Here is a 24,241-nt window from a genome sequence, read left to right on the forward strand (position 1 = left end):
AGTTGCGGTTATCCACGCCGTTGGAACCGGTGGTGTGGATGAAGTAGCTGTCGGTGCCGGCCTGGCCGTCGAGCGTGAGGGTGTGCTCGGCCACCACGCCAGCGGTCTCGGGCGAGGTGCGGGTGGCGGCCAGTGCCTGGGCGGCGGCGTCCAGTGCCGCCCGGGCGGTGGCGAGCCAGCCGCTGCGGGCCGCGGGCGGCACCGCGTCGTGGGCCTGCAGCCAGTCCAGCGCGTCGTGGCCGAAGGTGGTGGCGTCCAGGGCCGGGCGCTGCACGAACGGCGCCTGCGCCCCGGTGTTGTGCAGGCGCGCCAGGAAGCGGCCGATCCACTCCAGCACCTCGGGGTCGTCGAGTTCGGGGCGGCGCCCGCCCCGGCGCGGGCTGACGCTGAAGGCAAAGCCAGCGTGGTGGTGCAGGGTGCGGTCGTGCAGCACCCGCGGGGCCACCACCGGCACCTCGGCCACCACCAGGTCTTGGGCGAAGCGGTGTTCTTCTTCGATCTGCGCGTCGCTCCAGCGGCCAGGGCGGTAGAACTTCAGCACCACGGCGTCGCCGTCGTCCAGGTGGGCCAGGTAGACGCGGTTTTCGTAGGAGCTCAGCGCCATCAGGCGGCCGTCGCCCCACAGGCCCAGGTGCGCCAGGGCGTCCAGCACCGTGTTGGGGGTGAGGGCGTCGTAGGGGTGGGCTGCGGTCATGGGGTGCGTGGGGCCAAGGGTGGCTGGATCATACGTGGGCAGGGCGCCGCCGTGCTTGGGCGCAGAATGCAGCCCCATGGAAAAGACATTTGCCCGGTCCCGCCGCCGCCGGCTGGTGCGCAAGGGGCTGCTGTATTCGCTGGGCCTGGTGCTGCTGATCCTCGTGATGGGCGGCCTGGGCTTCTGGTGGTTGGAGCCCGAAGTGCACAGTTTCACCGAGGGGCTGTGGCTGTCCTTCACCACCGCGGCCACCGTGGGCTATGGCGATCTGGTGCCGAGCACCGTGTGGTCCCGCCTGTTCGCGGTGGTGGTGGTGCTGTTGGGGCTGGCGGTGCTGTCGCTGGTGACGGCGTCGTTGGCGGCCATCTTTGTGGACGAAGAGGTGGAGCAAGAGGACCGGGCTTCCACCGCCGAATTGATGCGCGAACTGCACGCCCTGCGGCGCGAGGTGCGCGCCCTGCGCGAGGTCGGCGGGGCTGGGGCCGCGGCGGCCGGGGCTGGCCTATCATCGGCACATGCCCAAACCCCCGCGCCCAGCCCGCTCTCCGTCCCGTCCGCCCCAGACTGAGGCCCCGCCTCCGGTCCTGCCCGACTTGCGCCCGGGGCAGTCGGTGGCGCTGCTGCAGGAGCTGCACATCCTGACCCGCGAGGGCAAGCTCAACCAGGACACGCGGCGCAAGCTCAAGCAGGTCAACCACCTGCTGCAGTTCATCGAGCCGCTGCTGCAGGAGGCGCTGGACGCGCGTGGCGACGTGACGCTGGTGGACCACGGCGCCGGCAAGTCCTACCTCGGCTTCATGCTGTACGACCTGTTTTTCCAGCCGCGAGCGGTGGGCCAGGTGATCGGGGTGGAAACGCGCGCCGAGCTGGTGGCGCGTTCGCGCGAACTGGCCGAGCGCCTGGGCTTTGCGCGCATGCGCTTCGTGGCCGCCACGGTGCAGGACGCGATGACCTCGGCCGACATTCCGGCCACCGTGGACGTGGTGACCGCGCTGCATGCCTGCGACACCGCCACCGACGACGCCATCGCCTTCGGCCTGGCGCGCCAGGCCCGTGCCCTGGTGCTGGTGCCCTGCTGCCAAGCCGAGGTGGCCGGGGTGTTGCGCAAGCACAAGGCGCTCAGCCTGTCGCGCACGCCGCTGAGCGAGATCTGGCGCCACCCGCTGCACACGCGCGAGTTCGGCAGCCAGATCACCAACGTGCTGCGCTGCCTGCAGCTGGAAGCGCACGGCTACCAGGTGACGGTGACCGAACTGGTGGGCTGGGAGCACTCCATGAAGAACGAGCTGATCCTGGCGCGCAAGGTGGGTCCGGGCAAGGCCAGCGCCCGGGCGCGGCTGCAGCAGGTGCTGGACGAGCTGGGGTTGGCGGAACTCCAGGCCCGTTTCGGGGTCTGACCGCTTCGACGTGTGTGGGCTGGGCGCCCCACACCCCCTGCTGACCCGGTGGTCCCTGGCCGCTGCGCTTCTTGGTGGAAGCGGGGCTTCTGGCGGACCGCCGCACCGAGGAGTTCCGCCCGTGTTCCCTGAATTTCCCCCTGCTTTTCCGGCCGTGATCTGGCCCGTGCTGTTGCTGCTGGCCTGGGCCGTGGGCGAAGGGCTGCACGCCCGCTGGCGGGTGCCCCGCGTCTCCAGCTACGTGGCGGTCGGGCTGCTGGCCGGCTACCTGGCCCAGCCGGCTTTGCACCACGGCATGCCCGGCCTGTTTTTCCTGGCCAACACCGCGCTGGCGCTGGTGCTGTTCGAGCTGGGCTACCGCATCCACCTGCGCTGGTTTTGGCACAACCCCTGGGTGCTGGCGCTGGGGCTGGTGGAGTCGGCCCTGACCTTTGGGGCGGTGTACTGGGCCAGCGGCGGGTTCGGGCTGTCCACCGAGGTGCGGCTGATCACCGCGGCCCTGGCCATGTCGGCTTCGCCAGCGGGCATCGTGCGGGTGGCCAACGAACTGCGCGGCGCCGGTCAGGTGACCGAGCGCGTCATGCACCTGTGCGCCATCAACTGCCTGCTGGCGGTGCTGGTGCTCAAGCTGGTGGTGGGGCACTGGCACCTGAGCACGTCGGGCGACCTGGCGGCCGCGGCCCTGGGGAGCGTCTACGCGCTGCTGATGTCGGTGGCTTTGGGGGCCGCCCTGGGGGTGGTGGTGCCGTGGCTGTGGCGTGCCCGCCCCGTGCCCGAGGCCAGCGTCACCGCGGTGTTCGCCCTGGCGGTGCTGTTGCTGGTCACCGTGTCGCAGGCGTTGATGCTGTCGCCCTTGCTGGCGGCCCTGAGTTTCGGGGTGGTGGCGCGCGAGCGCCGGGTGCACCTGACGCCGGCACAGCGCGGCTTCGGTTCGGCCGGCGACGTGCTGGGCCTGTTTCTCTTCGTCTACGTGGCCAGCCTGATCGATTGGGCCGCCGTGCCCGCCACCCTGGGGTTGGCCGTGGTGCTGCTGGCGGTGCGGGTGGCGTCCAAGGTGTTGTGCAACGTGGCGGTGGCGCGGGTCAGTGGCATCACCTGGCGCAAGGGGGCGCTCACCGGGCTGGCGCTGACGCCGATGTCGGCCTTTGCCATTTTGTTGCTGGAGCAGAGCCAGCGCTTGGGCTTCGGGCCCGCCACAGCGGTGTTGTCGGCGCTGGCGGCCATGATGTTGCTCCAGGAGTTGCTGGGCCCCTGGGTGACGCAGCGCAGCCTGATGGCCGCCCGCGAAACCCGTCCGATGACCTCGCCTGGCCGCGCGCCCCAGGCCTGAGCCGCGCAGGAGACGCCCATGCCACTGGACACCTTCAAGGCCTCCGACGCCCTCACCCTGGGGGTGGAGCTGGAGCTGCAACTCGTCAACACCTACGACCACGACCTGTCGAGCAGCGCCGACGACCTGCTGGAACTGCTGCGCCGCCGCCCCTTTCCCGGCGTGGTGACGCCGGAGATGACGCAAGGCATGATCGAAGTCGCCACCGGCGTGCACACGGCACACGGCCCCTTGCTGGCGCAGTTGCGCGAAATCCGCGACACCCTGGCGCACGCCGGCGACCGGCTCAACCTCGAGCTGGCCGGGGGCGGCACCCACCCCTTCCAGCGCTGGTTCGAGCAGCGCATTTTTGCCAAGCCGCGTTTCCAGCAGCTGTCGGGCCTGTACGGCTACCTGGCCCAGCAGTTCACCGTGTTCGGCCAGCACGTGCACGTGGGTTGCAGTTCGCCCGACGAGGCCTTGTTCCTCTTGCACGCGCTCAACCGCTACGTGCCGCACTTCATCGCGCTGTCGGCCTCGTCGCCGTTTTCGCAGGGGGTGGACACGCTGTTCGACTCGGCCCGGCTGAACTCGGTGTTCGCCTTCCCGTTGAGCGGACGCGCGCCCTTCGTGCTGAGCTGGGACGAGTTCGCCGGCGGCTATTTCACCAAGATGGAGCGCACCGGCGTGGTCCAGTCCATGAAGGACTTTTACTGGGACATCCGGCCCAAGCCCGAGTACGGCACCATCGAACTGCGGGTGTGCGACACGCCGCTGACGGTGGAGCGCGCCGCCGCGCTGGCCGGCTACCTGCAGGCGCTGTGCCGCCACCTGCTGGAGCGCAACGAGCCGCCGCCCGAGGAGGACGACTACCTCGTCTACACCTACAACCGCTTCCAGGCCTGCCGTTTCGGGCTGGACGGCACCCTGGTCCACCCGAAAACCCGCCAGCAGATCGGCATCCGCGAGGACATCCTGGCCACGCTGCGGCAGTTGGGGCCGCACGCCGACGCGCTGGACTCGCACGCGGCGCTGGACGAGGTCGAACGTGCCTGCGTCCGCGACGGCAACCACGCCAGCTACCTGCGCCGCTGCTTTGCCGACAGCGGCAGCGTGCAGGGCGTGGTGCAGGCGGCGGTGCAGGCCCTGCGCCGGCCGTGCTAACCTGCGCTTTTGCCCACAACGACACGGAGACACCCCCCATGCCCGGCCTGCTGCCCCAGATCGATCCCGACGGCCTGCTCGAATTCTCGGTGGTCTACACCGACCGCGCGCTCAACCACATGTCGCAGCGCTTCCAGGGGGTGATGCGGGACATTTCCGCCATCCTCAAAGACGTGTACCAGGCCCACTCGGCGGTGCTGGTGCCGGGCAGTGGCACCTTCGGCATGGAAGCGGTGGCGCGCCAGTTCGCCACCGGGCAGCGGGTGCTCGTCATTCGCAACGGCTGGTTCAGCTACCGCTGGACGCAGATTTTCCAGATGGGCGGCATCCCCGCGCACGAAACCGTGCTCAAGGCGCGCCGGGTGGATCCGGCCGACCCGCAGTCGCCCTGGGTGCCGTGCCCGATCGACGAGGTGGTCGCCACCATCCACGCCGAAAAGCCGGCACTGGTGTTCGCCCCGCACGTGGAAACCGCGGCCGGCATGATCCTGCCGGACGGTTACCTGAAGGCCGTGGCTGACGCGGTGCACTCCGTGGGCGGCCTGTTCGTGCTGGACTGCATCGCCTCTGGGGCCATGTGGGTGGACATGCGCGCCACCGGCGTGGACGTGCTGGTGAGCGCGCCGCAAAAGGGCTGGAGCGGTTCGCCCGCCTGCGCCATGGTGATGCTGAGCGAGCGGGCGCGCCAGGCCATCGAAGGCACCACCAGCACCAGCTTCGCCTGTGACCTGAAGAAGTGGCTGCAGATCATGGAAACCTACGAGGCCGGCGGCCACGCCTACCACACCACCATGCCGACCGACGCGCTGGCGCGCCTGCGTGAGGTGATGCAGGAAACCCGCGCCTACGGCTTCGAGCAGGTGCGCCAGGAGCAGATTGAGCTGGGCGCCCAGGTGCGCGCGCTGTTCGAGCGGCGCGGCATCCGCAGCGTGGCGGCGGCCGGCTTCCAGGCCCCGGGCGTGGTGGTGAGCTACACGTCCGACCCCGACATCCAGAACAGCAAGAAATTCCTGGCGCTGGGCCTGCAGACCGCCGCCGGCGTGCCGCTGCAGTGCGACGAGCCGGCCGGCTGGAGCACTTTCCGCGTCGGCCTGTTCGGCCTGGAAAAGCTGCACCACGTGGACCGCAGCGTGGCGCACCTGGCCGCCGCGCTGGACCAGATGGGCATCACCGAGCCCGTGGCCGCCACGGCCTGATCGGCCTCGCCGAGGCCTGCGGTTGAGGGCCGCTGGCGAGCTCGGCGGGGGCTGGACGGTGGGCGTTTGAGGAGGGCCGCCGGTTGCGGCCTGTGGTCAGCTGTTCAGCGGGCGAACCGCCGGCGCGTGAGCGCCAGCGCCACCCAGAACGCCACCGCGGTGTAGCCCGCCAGCACCGCCAGGTGCAGCCCTGCGTCGGCGGGCCACTGGTCCAGGAACAGCGGGCGCACCAGCAACACCGCGTGCGTCAGCGGCAGCGCGTTCGACAGCCACAGCACCAGTTGTGGCAACTGCTCGCGCGGGAAGAACACGCCGCTGAGGAACATCATGGGCGTGAGGAACAGGGTGAAGTAGTAGGTGAAAAAGTCGTAGCCCTGCGCCAGCGCGTTGAAGATCAGCGCGATGCAACTGAAGGTGATGCCCACCAGCAGCAGCACCGGCCAGGCCACCAGCAGCTTGGGGCTGTGGCTGATGCCCAGCGCCAGCATCACGCCCAGGATGGCGGTGACGGTGAACAGCGATTTGAACGCGGCCCACAGCATTTCGGCCAGCAGCACGTCGTCGAGCGTGACCGGCGCGTTCATGATGCCGTCCCAGGTCTTTTGCACGTGCATGCGCGAAAACGCCGAGTACAGCGCCTCGAAGGTGGCGGCGTTCATGGCGCTCATGCAGATGCTGCCGCTGGCCAGGAACAGGATGTAGGGCACGGCGCGCGCCGCGCCGTCGGGGCCGGCCACCTGCACCTCGCCCACCAGCAGGCCCATGCCGTAGCCAAAGGCCACCAGCCAGATCAGCGGTTCGGCGATGTTGCCGACCAGGCTGGGGATGGCCAGCTTGCGCCAGACCAGCAGGTTGCGCAGGAACACCGGCCAGAAGCGCAGTGAGAGGTGTGGGCGGCGCCAGGGGCTGGGCGTGGCGCAGGCGGGGGTGGCCAGGGCTTCAGGGGCGTGGGGCATGGTGGCGGCAGGGCGAGCGGGTGGGGTGTCGGGGCGGTGGGTTGGGGCGTCCGTGGGCCGTGGCCAGGGCTTCAACCCTCCTCCCGGATCTGGCGGCCGGTGAGCTTGAGGAACAGGTCCTCCAGGTTGGCCGGGCGGTGCAGGGTGCGCAGCGTCGGGTGGTCGGCCAGCGCGGCCAGCAAGGGCTTGGCGTCGTGGGTGTAGAAAAACACGGTTTCGCCGCTCACCTCCACCCGTGCGGCCAGCGCGGACAGCGGTGAGGTGGCCAGGGCCTGCGCCTCGCTGCCGGCACTGCCATAGACCTCCACCACGTCGGGCTCCAGGTGCTGGGCGATCAGTTCGCGCGGGCGGCCCTCCGCGATTTTTTGGCCGTGGTCGATCACCAGCAGCCGGTGGCACAGGCGCTCGGCCTCGTCCATGAAGTGGGTGGTCAGCAGGATGCTTTTGCCCTGTTGCAGCAGTTGCTGCAAGCGTTCCCACATCAGGTGGCGCGCCTGCGGGTCCAGCCCGGTGGTGGGTTCGTCCAGCAACAGCAGTTGCGGGTCGTTGACCAGCGCGCGCGCCAGCGACAGGCGCCGCTTCATGCCGCCCGACAGCTCGCCCGGCTTGGCCCGGGCCTTGTGCGCCAGCGCGGCAAAGTCCAGCAGCGCCGGGATGCGCGCCTGCACCGCCGCCTTGGGTAGGCCAAAGTAGCGGCCGAACACCAGCAGGTTTTCGGCGCAGCTGAAGTCGGGGTCCAGCGTGTCCATCTGGCTGACCACCCCCAGCCGCGCCTTGATTGCCTGCGCGTCGGCCGGCATCTGCAGGCCCAGCGCCTCTATGGCGCCGCCGTCGGGTGCGGTTTGGCCCAGGCACATGCGGATGGTGGTGGTCTTGCCGGCGCCGTTGGGGCCGATCAGGCCCAGGCATTCGCCCGGGGCGATGTGGAACGACAGGTCGTTGACCACGGTAGCTTGGCCGTAGCGTTTGGTGAGGTGGCGGGCTTGGAACAGCGGGGTCATGGGGGCATTGTGCCGGGCCGGGGCCGGTCGTGCAGCGACTCGAGGCCGGTGGCCCGGTGGTGCCCGCGGTGTGGCGCAGGCCCCGCCGGTAAAATGCCCGCCTTTGGCCCCAGCTTTTTCCGAGGGATGCCCCCGTGTCTGACCGTTTGGCGGTGCTGCCGCAATACCTGCTGCCCAAGCAGGCCCTGACCTCGCTGGCCGGTGCGCTGGCGCGCCGGCCGCTGGGCGGCTTCACCCGGCGCAACATCCGCAACTTCGTGGCCCGCTACGGCGTGGACATGAGCGAAGCGGCCGAGCCCGACATCGCGCGTTACGCCACCTTCAACGATTTCTTCACCCGGGCCCTCAAGCCGGGCGCGCGGCCACTGGCCGCCAGCGACCTGCTGTGCCCGGTGGACGGCGCCATCAGCCAGTTCGGGGCCATCGAGAGCGACCAGATCTTCCAGGCCAAGGGCCACCGCTACAGCACCACCGCGCTGGTGGGCGGCGATGCGCAACTGGCCCAGCGTTTCGAGAGCGGCAGCTTCGCCACGCTCTACCTCAGCCCCAAGGACTACCACCGCATACACATGCCCTGCGCCGGCCGACTGACGCGCATGGTGCACGTGCCGGGCGACCTGTTTTCGGTCAACCCCACCACCGCGCGCGGCGTGCCGGGCCTGTTTGCCCGCAACGAGCGGGTGGTGTGCGTGTTCGAGGGCGCGCACGGCCCCTTCGTGCTGGTGCTGGTGGGGGCCACCATCGTCGGCAGCATGGCCACGGTGTGGCACGGCGTGGTCAACCCGCCGCGCCCCGGCGTGCCGCGCGACTGGCGCTACGACGACCGCGACATTGCGCTGGCACGTGGCGACGAGATGGGCCGCTTCCTGCTGGGCTCCACCGTGGTGCTGCTGTTCCCGCAGGGCGCCATGCGCTTCCCCCCCGACTGGGCGCCGGCCCGCCCCATCCGAATGGGCGAGGCCATGGGCGACTGGCTGGTGCCGCCGGCCTGAGCGATGCCCCGGGCGCCTGTGGGCGGCAGATGCCCCGGCGCCAGCCCGTTGTTTTCACCGTTTTTCTTTGTCCACCGTTTTTAGGAGACCCCGCATGACCACCCTCGGCACCCCGTTGACCCCCCAGGCCACCAAAGTCATGCTGCTCGGCTCCGGCGAGCTGGGCAAGGAGGTGCTGATCGCGCTGCAGCGCCTGGGCGTGGAAACCATCGCCGTGGACCGCTACGACCACGCGCCCGGCCAGCAGGTGGCGCACCACGCGCGCACCATCACCATGAGCGATCCGGCGCAACTCAAGGCCCTGATCGAGGCCGAACAGCCCCACCTGGTCGTGCCCGAAATCGAGGCCATTGCCACGCCCATGCTGCAGGAACTGGAAGCCGCCGGCACCGTGCAGGTGGTGCCCACCGCCCGCGCCGCGCGCCTGACCATGGACCGCGAGGGCATTCGCCGCCTGGCCGCCGAAACGCTGGGCCTGCCCACCAGCCCGTATCAGTTCTGTGATTCGCTTGAAGAACTGCAGGCCGCCATCGACGCGGGCATCGGCTACCCCTGCATCGTCAAGCCGGTGATGAGCAGCTCCGGCAAGGGGCAGAGCAAGATCAATGGCCCGGCCGACGTGCAGAAGGCCTGGGACTATGCCATGGCCGGCGGCCGCGTCAGCCACGGCCGCGTCATCGTCGAAGGCTTCATCGACTTCGACTACGAAATCACCCAGCTCACTGTGCGCGCCCGCGGTGCGAACGGCCAGATCGAAACCCATTTCTGCGACCCCATCGGCCACGTGCAGGTGGGCGGTGACTACGTGGAGAGCTGGCAGCCCATGCCCATGCACCCCGCGGCGCTGGAGCGTTCGCGCCAGATCGCCAAAACCATCACCGACAACCTGGGCCAGGGCCTCAACGGCGAGCCCGCCGGCCTGGGCCTGTACGGCGTGGAGCTGTTCGTCCAGGGCGAGCAGGTCTGGTTCAGCGAGGTGAGCCCGCGCCCGCACGACACCGGCCTGGTGACGCTGTGTACCCAGCACCAGAGCGAGTTCGAGTTGCACGCCCGCGCCATCCTGGGCCTGCCGGTGGATGCGTCGCTGCGCAACCCCGGCGCCAGTGCCGTGATCTACGGCGGTGTGGACGCGCAAGGCCTGGTGTTCGACGGCGTGGACGAGGCCCTGGCCGTGCCCGGCACCGACCTGCGCCTGTTCGGCAAGCCCGAGAGCTTTGTCAAGCGCCGCATGGGCGTGGCCCTGGCGCGCGCGGCCGACACCGACACGGCCCGCGCCAACGCCAAATTGGCGGCGTCCCGCGTCCGGCCCCGCACCGTTTGACGTGGGTCAAGGCCCGGTCGGCGTTTCTTCTTTAGCATTTGCTCCAGGGCAATGTCAGCAAAGGTCGTGTCTGTGAATTTCCGTCAATATTCGATCCGCATTCAGATCTCGGTGCTGCTCGTCAGTGCGCTCCTGCTCATCGCGGTGATGGGCGGGGTGGGGTGGTTCTCCCTGCACCGGGCGGGCGAGCTGGTGCTGTTCGGCCAGAACGTCAGCACCCCGCGGCAGAAGGTGGCCAACGAGTTGATCGACAGCATCAGCGCCCGCGCCATCGGCGCGCGCAACCTGGTGTTGATGCCTTCGGCGGAGGCGCGCGAGGCGCAGCGCGTCAAGATCGTGGCCGCTCACGAGAAAACCCAGGCGGCCATCCAGCGCCTGCGCGCGCTCACCTCTGAGCAGGTGCAGCCGCGTGAGACCGAACTGCTCAAAGCGGTGTACGACGCCGAGGCCCTGTACGGGCCGGTGGCCCTGGCCATCACCGAACTGGGCGTTCAAGGGAAAACGGACGAGGCGATTCAGCGCATCGTCAACGAATGCGAGCCCTTGCTGGCGCGCCTGACCCTGGCCTTGCACGCGGTGGTCGAATACGAGAACGCCGCCGCCGAGGGCGACGTGAACCGCATGATCGAAACCGACCGCAACGCCCAGTGGCTCATGGCCGGGCTGGGGGCGGTGTCGCTGCTGTTGATGGTGGTGCTAGGGGTGGTCGTGGCCCGGGGCCTGATCCAGAGCACCGGCCGCACCGTGCTGGCCGTGCAGCAGATGGCCGCCGGCGACCTGACGGTGAACGTGCCCGTCAGCGGCAACAGCGAAACCGACCAGGTGCTCCAGGCCGTGAACCAGATGGCGGCGCGTCTGCGCGAGGTCTTGGGCCAGGTGCGCCAGGCCGCCCACGAGATCGGCACCGCCAGTGCCGAGGTGGCCACCGGCGCCGGCGACCTGTCCATGCGCACCGAGCAGACCGCCAGCAACCTGGAGCAAACCGCGGCCAGCATGGAGGAACTCACCTCGACCGTGCGCCAGTCGAGCGACTCGGCCCGTCAGGCCAACCAGCTCGCTGGCAACGCCGCCGAGGTGGCGCAGCACGGGGGTGCGGTGGTCGGCAAGGTGGTGGACACCATGGCCGAGATCAACCAGAGCAGCCAGAAGATCCACGACATCATCGGCGTGATCGATGGCATCGCCTTCCAGACCAACATCCTGGCGCTGAACGCGGCCGTGGAGGCGGCGCGTGCTGGCGAGCAAGGCCGTGGCTTTGCCGTGGTGGCCGGCGAAGTGCGCTCGCTGGCGCAGCGCAGTGCCGAAGCCGCCAAGGAAATCAAGCAGCTCATCAGCGACTCGGTCGCCAAGGTCGAAAGCGGGACCCTGCTGGTGCGCGAGGCTGGCACCACCATTTCCGACGTGGTGGACAACGCCCGCCGGGTCAACGACATCGTCTCCGAGATGATGGCCGCCAGCCACGAGCAGGCCGAAGGCATCGGCCAGGTCAACACCGCGGTGAGCCAGCTCGACCAGATGACCCAGCAGAACGCCGCGCTGGTGGAGCAGAGCGCCGCGGCCGCCGAAAGCCTGCAGGACCAGGCGCGGCGCCTGGTCGAGGCCGTGGGGGTGTTCAACATCGGTGGTGGCGGGCACATGGCCCTGCCGGCACCGGGTGCGGTGCGCCGCCTGGCCGCCCGCTGAGGGCGCGCGACCCTGGCCCAAACCGCCCGAATTCCGGGCGGTTTTTTATTGGAACGCCACCTCGGCGAAGCTGCGCAGCTTGCGGCTGTGCAGCTGGTCCACGCCGCCGGCGCGCAGGCGCTCCACCGCGCGGATGCCGATGCGCAGGTGCTGGTCCACCCGTTCGCGGTAGAAGTGGTTGGCCATCCCGGGCAGCTTGATTTCGCCGTGCAGGGGCTTGTCGCTCACGCACAGCAGGGTGCCGTAGGGCACGCGGAAGCGGAAGCCGTTGGCGGCGATGGTGGCGCTTTCCATGTCCAGCGCCACCGCGCGCGACTGGGAAAAACGCCGCTGCGGCGTGTTGTCGGGCAGCAGCTCCCAGTTGCGGTTGTCGGTGCTGGCCACGGTGCCGGTGCGCATCACGCGTTTCAGCTCGCCCGGGGCCAGGCCGGTCACGTCGGCCACCGCGCCTTCCAGCGCCAGCTGGATTTCGGCCAGCGCGGGGATCGGCACCCACAGCGGCAGCTCCTCGTCCAGCACGTGGTCCTCGCGCACGTAGGCGTGGGCCAGCACGTAGTCGCCCAGCTGCTGGGTGTTGCGCAGGCCGGCGCAGTGGCCCAGCATCAGCCAGGCGTGCGGGCGCAGCACGGCGATGTGGTCGGTGATGGTTTTGGCGTTGCTGGGGCCCACGCCGATGTTGACCAGGGTGATGCCGCTGCGGTCGGCGCGCAGCAGGTGGTAGGCGGGCATCTGCGGCAGGCGCGGCGGCTCGGCCCCGGGGTCCCCGTTCCACAGCGGCTGCAGGGCTTGCAGCTCGGCCACGCCCAGACCGGCGCGGCGCGTCACCACGTTGCCCGGTTCCACAAAGGCGATGTAGTCGCTGTCGGGGCGCGCCATCTCGGCCCGTCCCAGCTGGACGAATTCGTCGATGTAGAACTGGTAGTTGGTGAACAGCACGAAGTTCTGGAACCAGGCCGGCGCGGTGCCGCTGTAGTGGCGCAGGCGTTGCAGCGAATAGTCCACCCGCGGGGCGGTGAACAGGGCCAGCGGCTGGGGCCCCTGGGGACCGGGGTCGTGCGTGCCGTTGGCGATGCCGTCGTCCATGGCGGCCAGGTCGGGCAGGTCGAACACGTCGCGCAGCCAGGTGCGGTGCGCGGCGGTCAGCTCGCCTTCGACGTGGTCGTGTTCGGCGTAGGCGAAGTGGACCGGGATGGGCTGGTGGCTGACGCCGACTTCCAGTTCGCCGCCGTGGTTGTCCAGCAGCAGGCGGAATTGCTCCAGGTAGTAGTCGGCGTACAGGTCGGGGCGGGTCAGGGTGGTCTCGAAGCGGCCCGGCCCGGCGACGAAGCCATAGCTCAGCCGTGTCTGGCCTTGCGGGCGGGGCTGGGCGTTGGTCTGGGTGTGCAAGCGGACAAAGGGGTAGCAGGCGCGCACCCGGGGCCGAGGGGGGTGCTCGGCCCCGGCCGGGGTGCGCACAAAGGCCTGCATGGCCTGGCGCAGGTGGTCCACGGCGGTCTGGTAAAGCCCCTGCACCTGGGCCAGGGCTGCGGCCGGGTCGGTGTGGCGCTGCGGCGGAGCGAAGAGGGGGCTGTCCATCGTGGTCATCCGGTGTCAGGGGGCGGGTGGGGTCACCGGCTCGCGCATGGTGACGAATTCTTCGGCCGCGGTGGGGTGGATGCCGAGGGTGCTGTCGAACACCGCCTTGGTGGCGCCGGCCTTCATGGCCACGGCAAAGCCCTGGACGATCTCGCCGGCCTCGGCGCCCACCATGTGCAGGCCCACCACGCGGTCGCTGGCGCGGTCCACCAGCAGCTTCATCAGCGTGCGCTCGGGGCTGCCGCTCAGGGTGTGCTTGAGTGCACGGAACTCGGAGCGGAACACGCTGACCTGCCCGAACTGCGCACGGGCCTGGGCTTCCGTCAGGCCCACCGTGCCCACGTTCGGGTGGGTGAACACGGCGGTGGGGATGAGGTCGTAGCTCATGTCGCGCGGCGGTTTGCCGGCGGCGGGGCCGAACAGGTGGTCCACCAGCTGCATGGCTTCGCCCAGCGCCACCGGGGTGAGCTGCACGCGCGCCGTCACATCGCCCAGGGCGTACACGCTGGGCACGTTGCTGCGGTAGTCTCTGTCCACCACGATGGCGCCCTGCGCGTCCTGCGCCACGCCCACGGTCTCCAGCCCGAGGCCGGCCACGTTCGGCACGCGGCCGGTGGCGTACAGGGCGGCGTCCACGACCAGGCGGTTGCCGTCTTCCAGCAGGGCGTGCAGGCCGTCGGCCTCGCGGTGCAGGCTCACCACCCCGGCGTTCAGGCGCAGGTCCACGCCATGTTTACCCATTTCGGCGGCCAGGAAGTGGCGCACCTCGTCGTCAAAGCCGCGCAGCACCTGTTCGCCGCGGTAGAGCTGCGTCACCTGCGCGCCCAAGCCGTTGAAAATGGAGGCGAATTCGCAGGCGATGTAGCCACCGCCCACCACCAGCAGGCGCCGCGGGAATGCGGGCAGGTCGAAGATGTCGTTCGAGGTGATGGCGTGCTCGCGACCCTGGAAGTGCGGCACGTGCGGGGTGCCGCCGGTGGTGACCAAGATGCGCTCGGCGCTGAAGGTCTGGTGGCCGGGCGAGCCGTCGGCGTTCAGGGTGGCCAGGCGCACGCTGTGGGCGTCCTGCAACTGGGCGAAACCATTGAGCACGGTCACGCCAGAACCGCGCAGCAACTGGGCGTACACGCCGTTGAGGCGGGCAATTTCCCGCGCCCGCTGGGCCTTGAGGGTCCCCCAGTTCAGGGTGGGGGCCGGGCCTTCCCAGCCGTAGCCGTGCGACTCCTCGAACGCCTCGGCGTAATGCGCGGCGTAGCTGTAGAGCTTTTTGGGAATGCAGCCCAGGTTGACGCAGGTGCCGCCCAGGCCTTCGGTGCCCAGCGCCTCGGCCAGGGCCACGCGCGCGCCACGCTGGGCGGCCATGCGGGCGGCGCGCACGCCGCCGCTGCCGCCACCGATCACAAACAGGTCGAAATGGAAATGGGTCATGGTGTCTCCATTGTGCCGGCAGCCGCGGTCCTGGGGGCGGCTAGCAGACAGGGGCCACACCGGGACACAACCGTTTACAGCTTGTTGCCGTGTCGCGTCGGTCGGGCTGGTAGCATCGGGTTCAACTTTCTTTGGAGTTGAGTCATGACCGCCATTTCCACCCTGTCTGTCCGTTCGGTCCTGGGCGCTTGCGCCACGGCCCTGGCCTTGTCGGCGTTGCCGGCCTGGGCGGGAAAGCCCGAGTGGATCGAACAGGGCCAGCACGGCCGGCAGGACGACCACCCCAACAAGCGCGACCACGGCGGCCGCGACGACCGTCGCGATCGCGATGACCGCCGTGACGACCGGGACCACCGCCGCGATGAGCGCCACAGCCGCGACGATGACCGCTACCGCCATGACGATCGCCGGGCCGCCCCCTCGGGGTACAGCGTGCAGGTGGGTGTAGGTGGGGTGACCGTCAACATCGGCGGCTTCTTTGGCGACAACCAGCGCCGCTATGTGCACGACTACTACGCGCCCCAGATCGCCTCGGGCAAGTGCCCGCCCGGACTGGCCAAGAAGCACAACGGTTGCTTGCCCCCGGGCCAGGCCAAGAAATGGCAGTTGGGCCAGCGCCTGCCCAGGGACGTGGTGACCTACCCCATCCCTTCCGACTTGCGCCGCCGCCTGGGCACACCGCCGGCCGGGCACGAGTTCGTGCGCGTCGCTGGCGACATCCTGCTGATCGCCGTGGGCACCAGCATGGTCGTCGATGCCATCGAAGACCTGACCCGCTGACCTTTCGCCTCGGAGCGCGGCCCCCAGACGCCGCTCACCCGGCGGCGGGCAGCAGGCGCTGGAGGTAACGCCCGGTGTGGCTGCCGGGGTGTGCGGCCACGGTTTCGGGTGTGCCGCAGACCACCACGGTGCCGCCGCCCGAACCGCCTTCCGGCCCCATGTCCACGATCCAGTCGGCGGTCTTGATCACGTCGAGGTTGTGCTCGATCACCACGATGGTGTTGCCCGCGTCGCGCAACTGGTGCAGCACCTTGAGCAGCAGTTCGATGTCGCCGAAGTGCAGGCCGGTGGTGGGTTCGTCCAGGATGTAGAGCGTGCGGCCGGTGTCGCGCTTGCTCAGCTCCTGTGCCAGCTTGACGCGCTGGGCCTCGCCGCCCGACAGCGTGGTCGCGCTCTGCCCCAGGCGGATGTAGCTCAGTCCCACGTCCAGCAGGGTTTGCAGCTTGCGTTGCAGCGTGGGCACGGCGCTGAAGAAGGCGTGGGCCTGCTCCACCGTCAGGTCCAGCACCTGGGCGATGTTCTTGCCCTTGTATTGCACCTCCAATGTCTCGCGGTTGTAGCGCTGGCCGTGGCAGATGTCGCAGGGCACGTAGACGTCGGGCAGGAAGTGCATCTCCACCTTCACCACGCCGTCGCCCTGGCAGGCTTCGCAGCGGCCGCCGGCCACGTTGAAGGAAAAGCGCCCCGGGCCGTAGCCGCGTTCGCGCGCGGTGGGCACCTCGGCCATCAGCTCGCGGATGCCGGTGAACAGGCCGGTGTAGGTGGCCGGGTTGCTGCGCGGCGTGCGCCCGATCGGGCTTTGGTCCACGTTGATGACCTTGTCGAAATGCTCCAGGCCTTCGATGGCGTCGTGCGGCTCGGCTTCGTCGTGGGCCCGGTAGAGGTGGCGCGCCACTGCGCGGTAGAGCGTGTCGTTGACCAGCGTGGATTTGCCCGAGCCGCTGACCCCCGTCACGCAGGTGAACAGGCCGACGGGGAAGTCCACCGTCACGCCTTGCAGGCTGTGGCCGCGGGCGTTGGCCACGCGCAGGGTCTGCAGGGCCGGGGCAGGGGGGGCGTCCGTGGGGCCTGGGGCGACGGTGCTCCAGGCATGCGCCGGTGGTTCTGTCGGTGCGGCACTGCGGCTGGCCTTGCCGCGTTTGGCCGGGGCGGGGGCGTCTTCGGGGGACGCGGTCCGCAGCGGTAACCAGGGGGTGCGGCGCGCCGGCACGGCAATCGCCTTGTCGCCCGACAGGTAGGCCCCCGTCAGCGACCCCGGCGTGGCCATCACCTCGGCGCAGGTGCCCTGCGCCATCACCCGGCCGCCGTGCGCGCCGGCGCCGGGGCCCATGTCGATCACGTGGTCGGCGGCGCGGATCATGTCCTCGTCGTGCTCCACCACCAGCACGCTGTTGCCCAAGTCGCGCAGGTGTTTCAGGGTGTCGATCAGGCGGTCGTTGTCGCGCTGGTGCAGGCCGATGCTGGGTTCGTCCAGCACGTACATCACCCCGGTCAGGCCCGAGCCGATCTGCGAGGCCAGGCGGATGCGTTGCGCCTCGCCGCCGCTGAGGGTGTCGGCGCTGCGGTCCAGGCTGAGGTAGTTCAGGCCCACGTCGTTCAAAAACTTCAGCCGCGAGGCGATTTCGCGCACCACCTTGTCGGCGATCTCGGCCTTGGCGCCGCTGAGCCGCAAACTCTGGAAATAGTCCCAGGCTTGGGCCAGGGTGACGCGTCCAATGTCATAAATGGCACGCCGCTGTTCGCCCGTGCCGAGGTAGACGTGGCGGGCCTCCTGGCGCAGGCGCGCGCCGGCACAAGCGGGGCAGGCGTGGGTGGCGCGGTAGCGCGCCAGTTCCTCGCGCACGGTGGCGCTGTCGGTTTCGCGGTAGCGGCGTTCGAAGTTGCGCACGATGCCCTCAAAGGGGTGGCGCTTGGTGATGCGCTGGCCTGCGGACGCCCCCGAGTCCATCACGTAGCCGAAGGCGATGGCCTCGTCGCCCGAGCCGTAGAGCAGGGCCTGTTGCACCCGGGTGGGCAGGCTGTCCCAGGGGGCCTCGGCGTCGAAGCCGTAGTGCGCGGCCAGGCTTTCCACCATGGCAAAGTAGTAGCCGTTGCGCCGGTCCCAGCCCTTGATCGCGCCGCCGGCCAGGCTCAGCGAGGGGAAGGCCACCACCCGCGCCGGGTCGAAAATTTCGGTGTGGCCCAGGCCGTCGCAGCTGGGGCAGGCACCCACCGGCGAGTTGAAGGAAAACAGGCGCGGTTCCAGCTCGCTCAGCGCGTAGCTGCACAGCGGGCAGGCAAAACGGGCGCTGAACAGGTGCTCGGTGCCGCCGTCCATTTCCAGCGCGATGGCGCGGCCGTTGGCCAGCCGCAGCGCCGCCTCGAAGCTCTCGGCCAGACGTTGCTGGGCGTCCGGGCGCACCTTCAGCCGGTCCACCACCACGTCCAGGTCGTGCTTTTCCTGCTTGTTCAGCGCGGGCATGTCGGCGGCTTCCAGCACCTGGCCGTTCAGGCGGAATCGCACGTAGCCCTGGGCCTGCAGTTCGGCCAGGGTGTCGGCGAACTCGCCCTTGCGGTCGCGCGCGATCGGGGCCAGCACCATCAGCTTGGTGTCCTCGGGCAGGGCCAGCACGTGGTCCACCATCTGGCTCACGGTCTGGGCCTGCAGCGGCAGGTCGTGCTCGGGGCAGTGCGGTGTGCCGGCGCGGGCGAACAGCAGGCGCAGGTAGTCGTGGATCTCGGTCACCGTGCCCACGGTGGAGCGCGGGTTGTGGCTGGTGGCCTTTTGCTCGATGGAAATCGCTGGCGACAGGCCTTCGATCAGGTCCACGTCCGGCTTGTCCATCAACTGCAGGAACTGCCGCGCGTAGGCGCTCAGGCTTTCCACGTAGCGGCGCTGGCCTTCGGCGTAGAGCGTGTCAAAGGCCAGGCTGGATTTGCCCGAGCCGCTCAGGCCCGTGATCACCACCAGCGCGTGCTTGGGGAGGTCGAGGTCGATGTTCTTGAGGTTGTGGGTGCGCGCGCCACGCACGCTCAGCACCGGGCGGCGCCAGCTGTCGCGCAGGTAGGTGCCTTCGGGGGCGTGGGCAGATTCGGGGTGGGGGGCGGGCGTTGGGGTCAAGGCAGCGGCGGGCAAGTTCGGGGCAACCGGTCATCATAGACCGAAGGGCCGTGGCGTGTCTGCTGGACCGTGGCGGCCGCGATCCAGGGGTTTGCTACACTAGGTTCATGTTCATCCCGAGCAGCACCTCCACAGCCTGTCTGGCCCCGCAATGCGGCCGGGAGGCCTGGCCTTGGCGCAAGCCATACCTGGCACGCTGATTTTTCGGGCCTGTCCCGACCGCGCGGCCCCTTCGCCGCGCTCCGCGCCCCGTGGTGGGCATGAGTTGGATGAAACACCCCGCGCCTTGCGGGGCCGAGCTGCAGGAGGCTCACCCGTGATCACCGAAACCGAATTCCAGGACCTGTCCCGCCAGGGCTACAACCGCATCCCGCTGTCCACCGAAGCGTTTGCGGACCTCGAAACCCCGCTCTCGCTCTACCTCAAGCTGGCCCACGTGCAGGACGGCGGGCGCAACAGCTTTCTGCTTGAGTCCGTGGTGGGCGGCGAGCGCTTTGGCCGCTACAGCTTCATCGGCCTGCCGGCGCGGGTCTGGCTGCGTGCCCATGGTTTTGGCGCCGCCGCGCGGACCGAGGTGGTGCGCGACGGCGAGGTGGTGGAAACCGTGGCCGGCAACCCGCTGGACTTCATCGAGGCCTACCAGCGCCGCTTCAAGGTGGCGCTGCGCCCCGGCATGCCGCGTTTCTGCGGTGGCCTGGCCGGCTACTTCGGCTACGACACCGTGCGCCACATCGAGCACAAGCTGGCGCACAGCTGCCCGCCGGACGACATCGGCATGCCCGACATCCACCTGCTGCATTGCGAAGAGCTGGCCGTCATCGACAACCTGTCGGGCAAGTTGCACCTGATGGTCTACGCCGACCCGGCCGAGCCCGACGCTTACGGCCGTGCCCAGGCCCGCCTGACCGAACTCAAAGCCCGCCTGCGCGTGCCGGTGCAGGTGCCCGAGGTGCACCCGTCCGCCCCCGCCGCCGCCATCCGCCCCTACGCCAAGGCCGACTTCCTGGCCGCGGTGGAGCGCGCCAAAGAACTGATCCGTTCCGGCGACTTCATGCAGATCGTGATGGGCCAGCGCATCAGCAAGCCCTACACGCAAAGCCCGCTCAGCCTCTACCGGGCGCTGCGCACGCTCAATCCCAGCCCCTACATGTACTACTACCACCTGGGCGACGCGCAGGTGGTGGGCTCCTCGCCCGAGATCCTGGTGCGCCAGGAGCAGACCGTGGATGGCACCAAGGTCACCATCCGCCCACTGGCCGGTACCCGCCCGCGCGGCGCCACGCCCGAGGCCGACCAGGCCGCCGAGCAGGACCTGCTGGCCGACCCGAAGGAGCGCGCCGAGCACGTCATGCTGATCGACCTGGCCCGCAACGACATCGGCCGCATCGCCCAGACCGGCAGCGTGAAGGTGACCGAGGCCTTCGCCACCGAGCGCTACAGCCACGTGATGCACATCGTCAGCAACGTGGAAGGGCTGTTGAAGCCGGGCATGAGCAACATGGACGTGCTCAAGGCCGCCTTCCCGGCCGGCACCCTGAGCGGCGCGCCCAAGGTGCATGCCATGGAGCTGATCGACCAGCTGGAGCTGAGCAAGCGCGGCGTCTATGGCGGCGCTTGCGGCTACCTGAGCTACGCCGGGGACATGGACGTGGCCATCGCCATCCGCACCGGCGTCATCAAGGACGGCCTGCTGCACGTGCAAGCCGCCGCCGGCGTGGTGGCCGACAGCGTGCCCGAGCTGGAGTGGAAAGAAACCGAACACAAAGCCCGCGCCGTGCTGCGCGCCAGCGAACTGGTCGAGGAGGGCCTGCAATGAGCCGCACCAAAGTCCTGATGGTGGACAACTACGATTCGTTCACCTACAACATCGTGCAGTACTTCGGCGAACTGGGCGCCGAGGTCGAGGTGTTCCGCAACGACGAGATCACCCTGGAGGGCATCGCCGCGCGCGCGCCCGACCGGTTGGTGATTTCACCCGGCCCCTGCTCGCCGGCCGAGGCGGGCATTTCCGTCGCCGCCATCCGGCATTTCGCGGGGAAGCTGCCGATTTTGGGCGTGTGCCTGGGGCACCAGAGCATCGGTGCCGCCTTCGGGGGCCAGATCGTCCGCGCCCAGGAACTGATGCACGGCAAAACCAGCGTCATCACCACCACGCAAGAAGGCGTGTTCGCCCACCTGCCGGCCCAGTTCACGGTCAACCGCTACCACTCGCTGGCCATCGAGCGCGCCACTTGTCCGGCTGTGCTCAAAGTCACCGCCTGGACCGACGACGGCGAAATCATGGGCGTGCGCCACACCGAGCTGGCCATCCAGGGCGTGCAGTTCCACCCCGAGTCCATCCTGACCGAGCACGGCCACGCCATGCTGCAGAACTTCCTCGACCAGGCCTGACGCCGCCGGAGACCTCCATGCCCCACATGCACCAGATCACCCCGCAGGAGGCGCTGCAGCGCGTCATCGAGCACCGCGAAATCTTCCACGACGAGATGCTGCACCTGATGCGCCTGATCATGGGGGGCGAGCTGTCGCCCATCATGACCGCCGCGCTGATTGCCGGCCTGCGCACCAAGAAGGAAACCATCGGCGAAATCACCGCCGCGGCCCAGGTGATGCGCGAGTTTTCCGTCAAGGTCGACGTGGCCGACAAGACCCACATGGTCGACATCGTCGGCACCGGGGGCGACGGCGCGCACAGCTTCAACATCTCCACCTGCACCATGTTCGTGGTGGCCGCGGCGGGCGCCAAGGTCAGCAAGCACGGCGGGCGCAGCGTCTCCAGCAAGTCGGGCAGCGCCGACGCGGTCGAGGCGCTGGGCATCAGCCTCGCGCTCACGCCGGCGCAGATCGCCACCTGCATCGCGCAAACCGGCATCGGCTTCATGTTCGCGCCCAACCACCACCCGGCCATGAAAAACGTGGCCCCGGTGCGCAAGGAGTTGGGGGTGCGGACCCTGTTCAACATCCTGGGGCCCCTGACCAACCCGGCCGGTGCGCCCAACATCCTGCTGGGCGTGTTCCACCCCGATCTGGTCGGCATCATGGTGCGTGCGCTGCAACGCCTGGGCGCCGAGCACGCCCTGGTGGTGCACGGCAAGGACGGCCTGGACGAGGTCAGCCTGGGGGCTGCCACCCTGGTCGGCGAACTGAAGAACGGCGTGGTGAGCGAATACGAGATCCACCCGGAGGATTTCGGCTTCACCATGGTCAGCGGCCGTGCCCTGAAGGTGGACACGCCCGAGCAGTCGCGTGCCATGCTGCTGGGCGTGCTGGACAACCAGCCCGGCCCGGCGCGCGACATCGTGCTGCTCAACGCCGGGGCCGCCCTGTACGCCGCCAACGTGGTGGACAACATCGCCGCCGGCATCGAGCGTGCCCGCGAGGCGCTGGTTTCCGGCGCCGCCAAGGCCAAGCTGGACCAGCTCGTGTCCGCCGCCCACGCGCTGGCCGCCTGATTCCCCATGTGGCGGGACCCCGGCACCTGGATCGCCCTCGGCGTTTCGGCCCTGTTCGTGGTCGCTGCCGTGGTCATGCACCGCGTGTTCCTGCGCATCCTGCAACAAGGCGAGCCGCCGCCACCCCCGCCGGCGCCGCCCACCGAAAAGCCTCCCCATGAGTGACATCCTGAACCAGATCGTGGCCACCAAGCGCGAGGAAATCGCCGCGGCCATCAAAAAGCACCCACTGGCCGCCGTGCGCGAAGACGCCGAATCGCGCCTGCTGACCCGTGACTTCGTCGGTGCCCTGCGCGCCAAGATCGGCGCTGGCCAGCCCGCCGTCATCGCCGAGGTGAAGAAGGCCAGTCCGTCCAAAGGGGTTATCCGTGCCGATTTCATCCCGGCCGACATCGCCCAGAGCTACGCCGAACACGGCGCCGCCTGCCTGTCGGTGCTGACCGATCGCCAGTACTTCCAGGGCAGCCCCGACTACCTCAAGCAGGCCCGCGCGTCGTGCGACCTGCCAGTGCTGCGCAAGGACTTCATGGTGGACCCCTACCAGGTCTACGAGGCGCGCGCCATGGGGGCGGACTGCATCCTGTTGATCGCCGCCTGCCTGGACGACGCCCAGATGGCCGATCTGGAGGCCATCGCCCTGGGCCTGAACATGGCCGTGCTGGTGGAGGTGCACGACCGCGCCGAACTGCAGCGCGCGTTGCGGCTCAAGACCCCGCTGGTCGGCATCAACAACCGCAACCTGCGCACCTTCGAGGTCACGCTGGACACCACGCTGGGCATGCTGGCCGATGTGCCCGGCGACCGCCTGTTGGTCACCGAAAGCGGCATCCTGGGCCGGGTCGACGTGCAGCGCATGCGCGACGCCGGCGTGCATGCCTTTTTGGTGGGCGAGGCCTTCATGCGGGCCGACGAACCCGGCCTGGCCTTGGCCGAACTGTTCGGCCTGCCCGCCTGACCGTGCGCGACCCCGCGACCCCGTCCCTCTTCGGGACAGACGAGGTGGCCTGCCCGCCGCTCCAACTGCGGGCCTGGGCACCCGAAGCCTGGTCCGTGGCCGCCGATTGGCGGCCGCATCTGGACGCCTTCCTGGCCAGCCCGGCGGGTGATCGCTTGGCCGAGCGCCTGCGCACGCGCCTGGCCGAAGGGGTCGCCGTGTACCCGCCCGACCCTTGGCGGGCGCTGGCGCTCACCCCCTTGAGGGAGGTGCGCGTCGTCATTTTGGGGCAAGATCCCTATCACGGCCCCGGGCAGGCCGAGGGTCTGGCTTTTTCGGTGGCGCCCGGGGTCAAGGTCCCGCCGTCCCTGCGCAACATCTTCAAGGAGTTGCTGCGCGATCCGTCCTGGGCCGGCGAGCCGCAGCGGCGGGAGCCCGCCAGCGGCAGCCTGGCGGCCTGGGCCGCACAAGGCGTGCTGCTGCTCAACACCACGCTCACAGTGGAGGCCGGGGCTGCGGCCAGCCACGCTGGCTGGGGTTGGGAGGCCCTGACCGACCGCCTGATCGCCGCCTGCAGCGCCGAGGCCCGACCCAAGGTCTTCCTGTTGTGGGGGGCGCACGCGCAGGCCAAAGCCGCGCTGATCGACGCGGGGCGGCACCTGGTGTTGCGGGCCAACCACCCCTCGCCCTTGTCCGCCTTGCGGCCTCCGCAACCCTTCATCGGCTGCGGCCATTTCGGTGCGGCGAACCGCTGGTTGGCAGAAAAACAAGAAAAAACTGTCGATTGGTTTGTTGGCTTTCAAAAAACGGTGGCATAATTTGAGGCTCGCCGGAGAGGTGCCCGAGTGGCTAAAGGGGGCAGACTGTAAATCTGTTGGCTTACGCCTACGCTGGTTCGAATCCAGCCCTCTCCACCAGCGAAACTTTTGTAGCGCGGACCGTGGTTCCGCACCGCGCAAGCCGGTTGCCGGTTGCCCAGTGCGGGAGTAGTTCAATGGTAGAACCCCAGCCTTCCAAGCTGATGACGCGGGTTCGATTCCCGTCTCCCGCTCCAGCAAGGGTTTCGGTGGTTGTTGGCAACATTTACCGATAACAGTCGCCAGACTGTTATGCCCATGTGGCTCAGTGGTAGAGCACCCCCTTGGTAAGGGGGAGGTCGGCAGTTCGATCCTGCCCATGGGCACCAAATCCATTGGTGTGTTTGTACTTTCGGCAATTTTCAAATTCGGAGCTGAAACATGGCAAAAGAGAAATTCGAG

At 69.3% G+C, this 24,241-nt stretch carries 21 protein-coding genes and 3 tRNA genes; 18 read left to right on the top strand and 6 right to left on the bottom strand.

Annotated features, from left to right (window positions below; genetic code table 11):
• Nucleotides 1–694: serine/threonine protein kinase (locus tag CON77_RS07490; protein WP_101048552.1), on the bottom strand; the 694-nt coding region annotated here is incomplete at its 3' end.
• A 76-nt stretch (nt 695–770) separates the two neighbouring features.
• On the opposite strand from CON77_RS07490, the gene CON77_RS07495 reads away from it, so the two are divergent.
• The 5 genes from CON77_RS07495 to CON77_RS07515 all read left to right on the top strand — a co-directional run bounded on the left by CON77_RS07495 (nt 771) and on the right by CON77_RS07515 (nt 5,760).
• Nucleotides 771–1,262, top strand: coding sequence for a potassium channel family protein (locus tag CON77_RS07495; RefSeq protein ID WP_232788442.1), 492 nt, complete (start codon nt 771–773; stop codon nt 1,260–1,262).
• Nucleotides 1,210–2,091: a class I SAM-dependent methyltransferase gene (locus CON77_RS07500; protein ID WP_101048554.1), complete on the top strand. Its 882-nt coding sequence runs from the start codon at nt 1,210–1,212 to the stop codon at nt 2,089–2,091. Before CON77_RS07495 ends, CON77_RS07500 begins: the two co-directional genes overlap by 53 nt.
• A 121-nt stretch (nt 2,092–2,212) precedes the next feature.
• Nucleotides 2,213–3,421 carry a cation:proton antiporter gene (locus tag CON77_RS07505; RefSeq protein ID WP_101048555.1) on the top strand — a complete coding sequence of 403 codons (1,209 nt, stop codon included), beginning with the start codon at nt 2,213–2,215 and terminating at the stop codon, nt 3,419–3,421.
• Between the two features lie 18 nt (nt 3,422–3,439).
• Nucleotides 3,440–4,564 carry a YbdK family carboxylate-amine ligase gene (locus tag CON77_RS07510; RefSeq protein WP_101048556.1) on the top strand — a complete coding sequence of 375 codons (1,125 nt, stop codon included), beginning with the start codon at nt 3,440–3,442 and terminating at the stop codon, nt 4,562–4,564.
• Nucleotides 4,565–4,602: 38 nt separating this feature from the next.
• Nucleotides 4,603–5,760, top strand: coding sequence for an aminotransferase class V-fold PLP-dependent enzyme (locus CON77_RS07515; RefSeq protein WP_101048557.1), 1,158 nt, complete (start codon nt 4,603–4,605; stop codon nt 5,758–5,760).
• 104 nt (nt 5,761–5,864) lie between these two features.
• On the opposite strand, the gene CON77_RS07520 is transcribed toward CON77_RS07515, so the two are convergent.
• The gene (locus CON77_RS07520) at nt 5,865–6,716 is read right to left on the bottom strand and encodes an ABC transporter permease (protein ID WP_101048558.1); all 852 of its coding nucleotides are present in this window, start codon (nt 6,714–6,716) and stop codon (nt 5,865–5,867) included.
• Between the two features lie 71 nt (nt 6,717–6,787).
• A complete protein-coding gene (locus CON77_RS07525) occupies nt 6,788–7,717 on the bottom strand; it encodes an ATP-binding cassette domain-containing protein (RefSeq protein ID WP_101048559.1) in 930 nt (309 codons plus the stop codon).
• 134 nt (nt 7,718–7,851) lie between these two features.
• Here CON77_RS07525 and asd point away from each other — a divergent pair, with 134 nt between their 5' ends.
• From asd to CON77_RS15740, 3 genes are all read left to right on the top strand, one after another.
• The gene (gene asd / locus CON77_RS07530; RefSeq protein WP_101048560.1) at nt 7,852–8,709 is read left to right on the top strand and encodes an archaetidylserine decarboxylase; all 858 of its coding nucleotides are present in this window, start codon (nt 7,852–7,854) and stop codon (nt 8,707–8,709) included.
• A 94-nt stretch (nt 8,710–8,803) separates the two neighbouring features.
• Nucleotides 8,804–10,030, top strand: a complete 1,227-nt coding sequence (gene purT / locus CON77_RS07535) for a formate-dependent phosphoribosylglycinamide formyltransferase (RefSeq protein WP_101048561.1) — start codon at nt 8,804–8,806, stop codon at nt 10,028–10,030.
• Between the two features lie 72 nt (nt 10,031–10,102).
• On the top strand, nt 10,103–11,713 hold the full coding sequence (locus CON77_RS15740) for a methyl-accepting chemotaxis protein (protein WP_198552304.1): 1,611 nt from the start codon (nt 10,103–10,105) through the stop codon (nt 11,711–11,713).
• A 45-nt stretch (nt 11,714–11,758) separates the two neighbouring features.
• On the opposite strand, the gene CON77_RS07545 is transcribed toward CON77_RS15740, so the two are convergent.
• Together CON77_RS07545 and gorA are read right to left on the bottom strand one after the other, a co-directional pair.
• Nucleotides 11,759–13,288, bottom strand: coding sequence for an AMP nucleosidase (locus CON77_RS07545; RefSeq protein ID WP_101048571.1), 1,530 nt, complete (start codon nt 13,286–13,288; stop codon nt 11,759–11,761).
• Nucleotides 13,289–13,303: 15 nt separating this feature from the next.
• On the bottom strand, nt 13,304–14,716 hold the full coding sequence (gorA, locus tag CON77_RS07550; protein WP_101048563.1) for a glutathione-disulfide reductase: 1,413 nt from the start codon (nt 14,714–14,716) through the stop codon (nt 13,304–13,306).
• A gap of 144 nt (nt 14,717–14,860) precedes the next feature.
• Between gorA and CON77_RS07555 the strand changes: the two genes are divergently transcribed.
• Nucleotides 14,861–15,496, top strand: a complete 636-nt coding sequence (locus CON77_RS07555; protein WP_101048564.1) for an RcnB family protein — start codon at nt 14,861–14,863, stop codon at nt 15,494–15,496.
• Nucleotides 15,497–15,530: 34 nt separating this feature from the next.
• Here the strand turns inward: CON77_RS07555 and uvrA are convergent, their stop codons facing one another.
• Nucleotides 15,531–18,596 (bottom strand): excinuclease ABC subunit UvrA, encoded by a 3,066-nt coding sequence (gene uvrA, locus CON77_RS07560; RefSeq protein WP_439650538.1) that lies wholly within the window; start codon nt 18,594–18,596, stop codon nt 15,531–15,533.
• A gap of 316 nt (nt 18,597–18,912) precedes the next feature.
• On the opposite strand from uvrA, the gene trpE reads away from it, so the two are divergent.
• The 9 genes from trpE to CON77_RS07600 all read left to right on the top strand — a co-directional run bounded on the left by trpE (nt 18,913) and on the right by CON77_RS07600 (nt 24,168).
• On the top strand, nt 18,913–20,412 hold the full coding sequence (trpE, locus tag CON77_RS07565) for an anthranilate synthase component I (protein ID WP_101048566.1): 1,500 nt from the start codon (nt 18,913–18,915) through the stop codon (nt 20,410–20,412).
• Nucleotides 20,409–20,987, top strand: coding sequence for an aminodeoxychorismate/anthranilate synthase component II (locus CON77_RS07570; RefSeq protein WP_101048567.1), 579 nt, complete (start codon nt 20,409–20,411; stop codon nt 20,985–20,987). The genes trpE and CON77_RS07570 overlap by 4 nt, the downstream gene beginning before the upstream one ends.
• A gap of 17 nt (nt 20,988–21,004) precedes the next feature.
• A complete protein-coding gene (gene trpD, locus CON77_RS07575) occupies nt 21,005–22,048 on the top strand; it encodes an anthranilate phosphoribosyltransferase (RefSeq protein ID WP_101048568.1) in 1,044 nt (347 codons plus the stop codon).
• A 6-nt stretch (nt 22,049–22,054) separates the two neighbouring features.
• The gene (locus CON77_RS15350) at nt 22,055–22,213 is read left to right on the top strand and encodes a hypothetical protein (RefSeq protein WP_198552305.1); all 159 of its coding nucleotides are present in this window, start codon (nt 22,055–22,057) and stop codon (nt 22,211–22,213) included.
• The gene (gene trpC / locus CON77_RS07580) at nt 22,206–23,003 is read left to right on the top strand and encodes an indole-3-glycerol phosphate synthase TrpC (protein ID WP_101048569.1); all 798 of its coding nucleotides are present in this window, start codon (nt 22,206–22,208) and stop codon (nt 23,001–23,003) included. The genes CON77_RS15350 and trpC overlap by 8 nt, the downstream gene beginning before the upstream one ends.
• A gap of 2 nt (nt 23,004–23,005) precedes the next feature.
• Nucleotides 23,006–23,800, top strand: coding sequence for a uracil-DNA glycosylase (locus CON77_RS07585; protein ID WP_101048570.1), 795 nt, complete (start codon nt 23,006–23,008; stop codon nt 23,798–23,800).
• Nucleotides 23,801–23,813: 13 nt separating this feature from the next.
• Nucleotides 23,814–23,899, top strand: a tRNA-Tyr gene (locus tag CON77_RS07590).
• A 63-nt stretch (nt 23,900–23,962) separates the two neighbouring features.
• Nucleotides 23,963–24,036 (top strand) — tRNA-Gly (locus tag CON77_RS07595).
• Between the two features lie 57 nt (nt 24,037–24,093).
• Nucleotides 24,094–24,168: transfer RNA gene (locus CON77_RS07600), tRNA-Thr, on the top strand.
• The last annotated feature ends 73 nt before the right edge of the window (nt 24,169–24,241 follow it).

It is taken from the genome of Macromonas nakdongensis (assembly GCF_002837145.1).
Taxonomy (GTDB): domain Bacteria; phylum Pseudomonadota; class Gammaproteobacteria; order Burkholderiales; family Burkholderiaceae_C; genus Macromonas_B; species Macromonas_B nakdongensis.

What these genes read in the sequence shown, in the direction of transcription:
- CON77_RS07495 (WP_232788442.1), top strand. Translation starts at nt 771, where the DNA reads ATGGAAAAGACATTTGCCCGGTCCCGCCGCCGCCGGCTGGTGCGCAAG.
- purT (WP_101048561.1), top strand. Translation starts at nt 8,804, where the DNA reads ATGACCACCCTCGGCACCCCGTTGACCCCCCAGGCCACCAAAGTCATG.
- trpC (WP_101048569.1), top strand. Translation starts at nt 22,206, where the DNA reads ATGAGTGACATCCTGAACCAGATCGTGGCCACCAAGCGCGAGGAAATC.
- CON77_RS07515 (WP_101048557.1), top strand. Translation starts at nt 4,603, where the DNA reads ATGCCCGGCCTGCTGCCCCAGATCGATCCCGACGGCCTGCTCGAATTC.
- CON77_RS07510 (WP_101048556.1), top strand. Translation starts at nt 3,440, where the DNA reads ATGCCACTGGACACCTTCAAGGCCTCCGACGCCCTCACCCTGGGGGTG.
- gorA (WP_101048563.1), bottom strand. Translation starts at nt 14,716, where the DNA reads ATGACCCATTTCCATTTCGACCTGTTTGTGATCGGTGGCGGCAGCGGC.
- CON77_RS15350 (WP_198552305.1), top strand. Translation starts at nt 22,055, where the DNA reads ATGTGGCGGGACCCCGGCACCTGGATCGCCCTCGGCGTTTCGGCCCTG.
- trpD (WP_101048568.1), top strand. Translation starts at nt 21,005, where the DNA reads ATGCCCCACATGCACCAGATCACCCCGCAGGAGGCGCTGCAGCGCGTC.
- CON77_RS07545 (WP_101048571.1), bottom strand. Translation starts at nt 13,288, where the DNA reads ATGGACAGCCCCCTCTTCGCTCCGCCGCAGCGCCACACCGACCCGGCC.
- CON77_RS07555 (WP_101048564.1), top strand. Translation starts at nt 14,861, where the DNA reads ATGACCGCCATTTCCACCCTGTCTGTCCGTTCGGTCCTGGGCGCTTGC.
- CON77_RS07525 (WP_101048559.1), bottom strand. Translation starts at nt 7,717, where the DNA reads ATGACCCCGCTGTTCCAAGCCCGCCACCTCACCAAACGCTACGGCCAA.
- CON77_RS07570 (WP_101048567.1), top strand. Translation starts at nt 20,409, where the DNA reads ATGAGCCGCACCAAAGTCCTGATGGTGGACAACTACGATTCGTTCACC.
- CON77_RS07520 (WP_101048558.1), bottom strand. Translation starts at nt 6,716, where the DNA reads ATGCCCCACGCCCCTGAAGCCCTGGCCACCCCCGCCTGCGCCACGCCC.
- CON77_RS07500 (WP_101048554.1), top strand. Translation starts at nt 1,210, where the DNA reads ATGCCCAAACCCCCGCGCCCAGCCCGCTCTCCGTCCCGTCCGCCCCAG.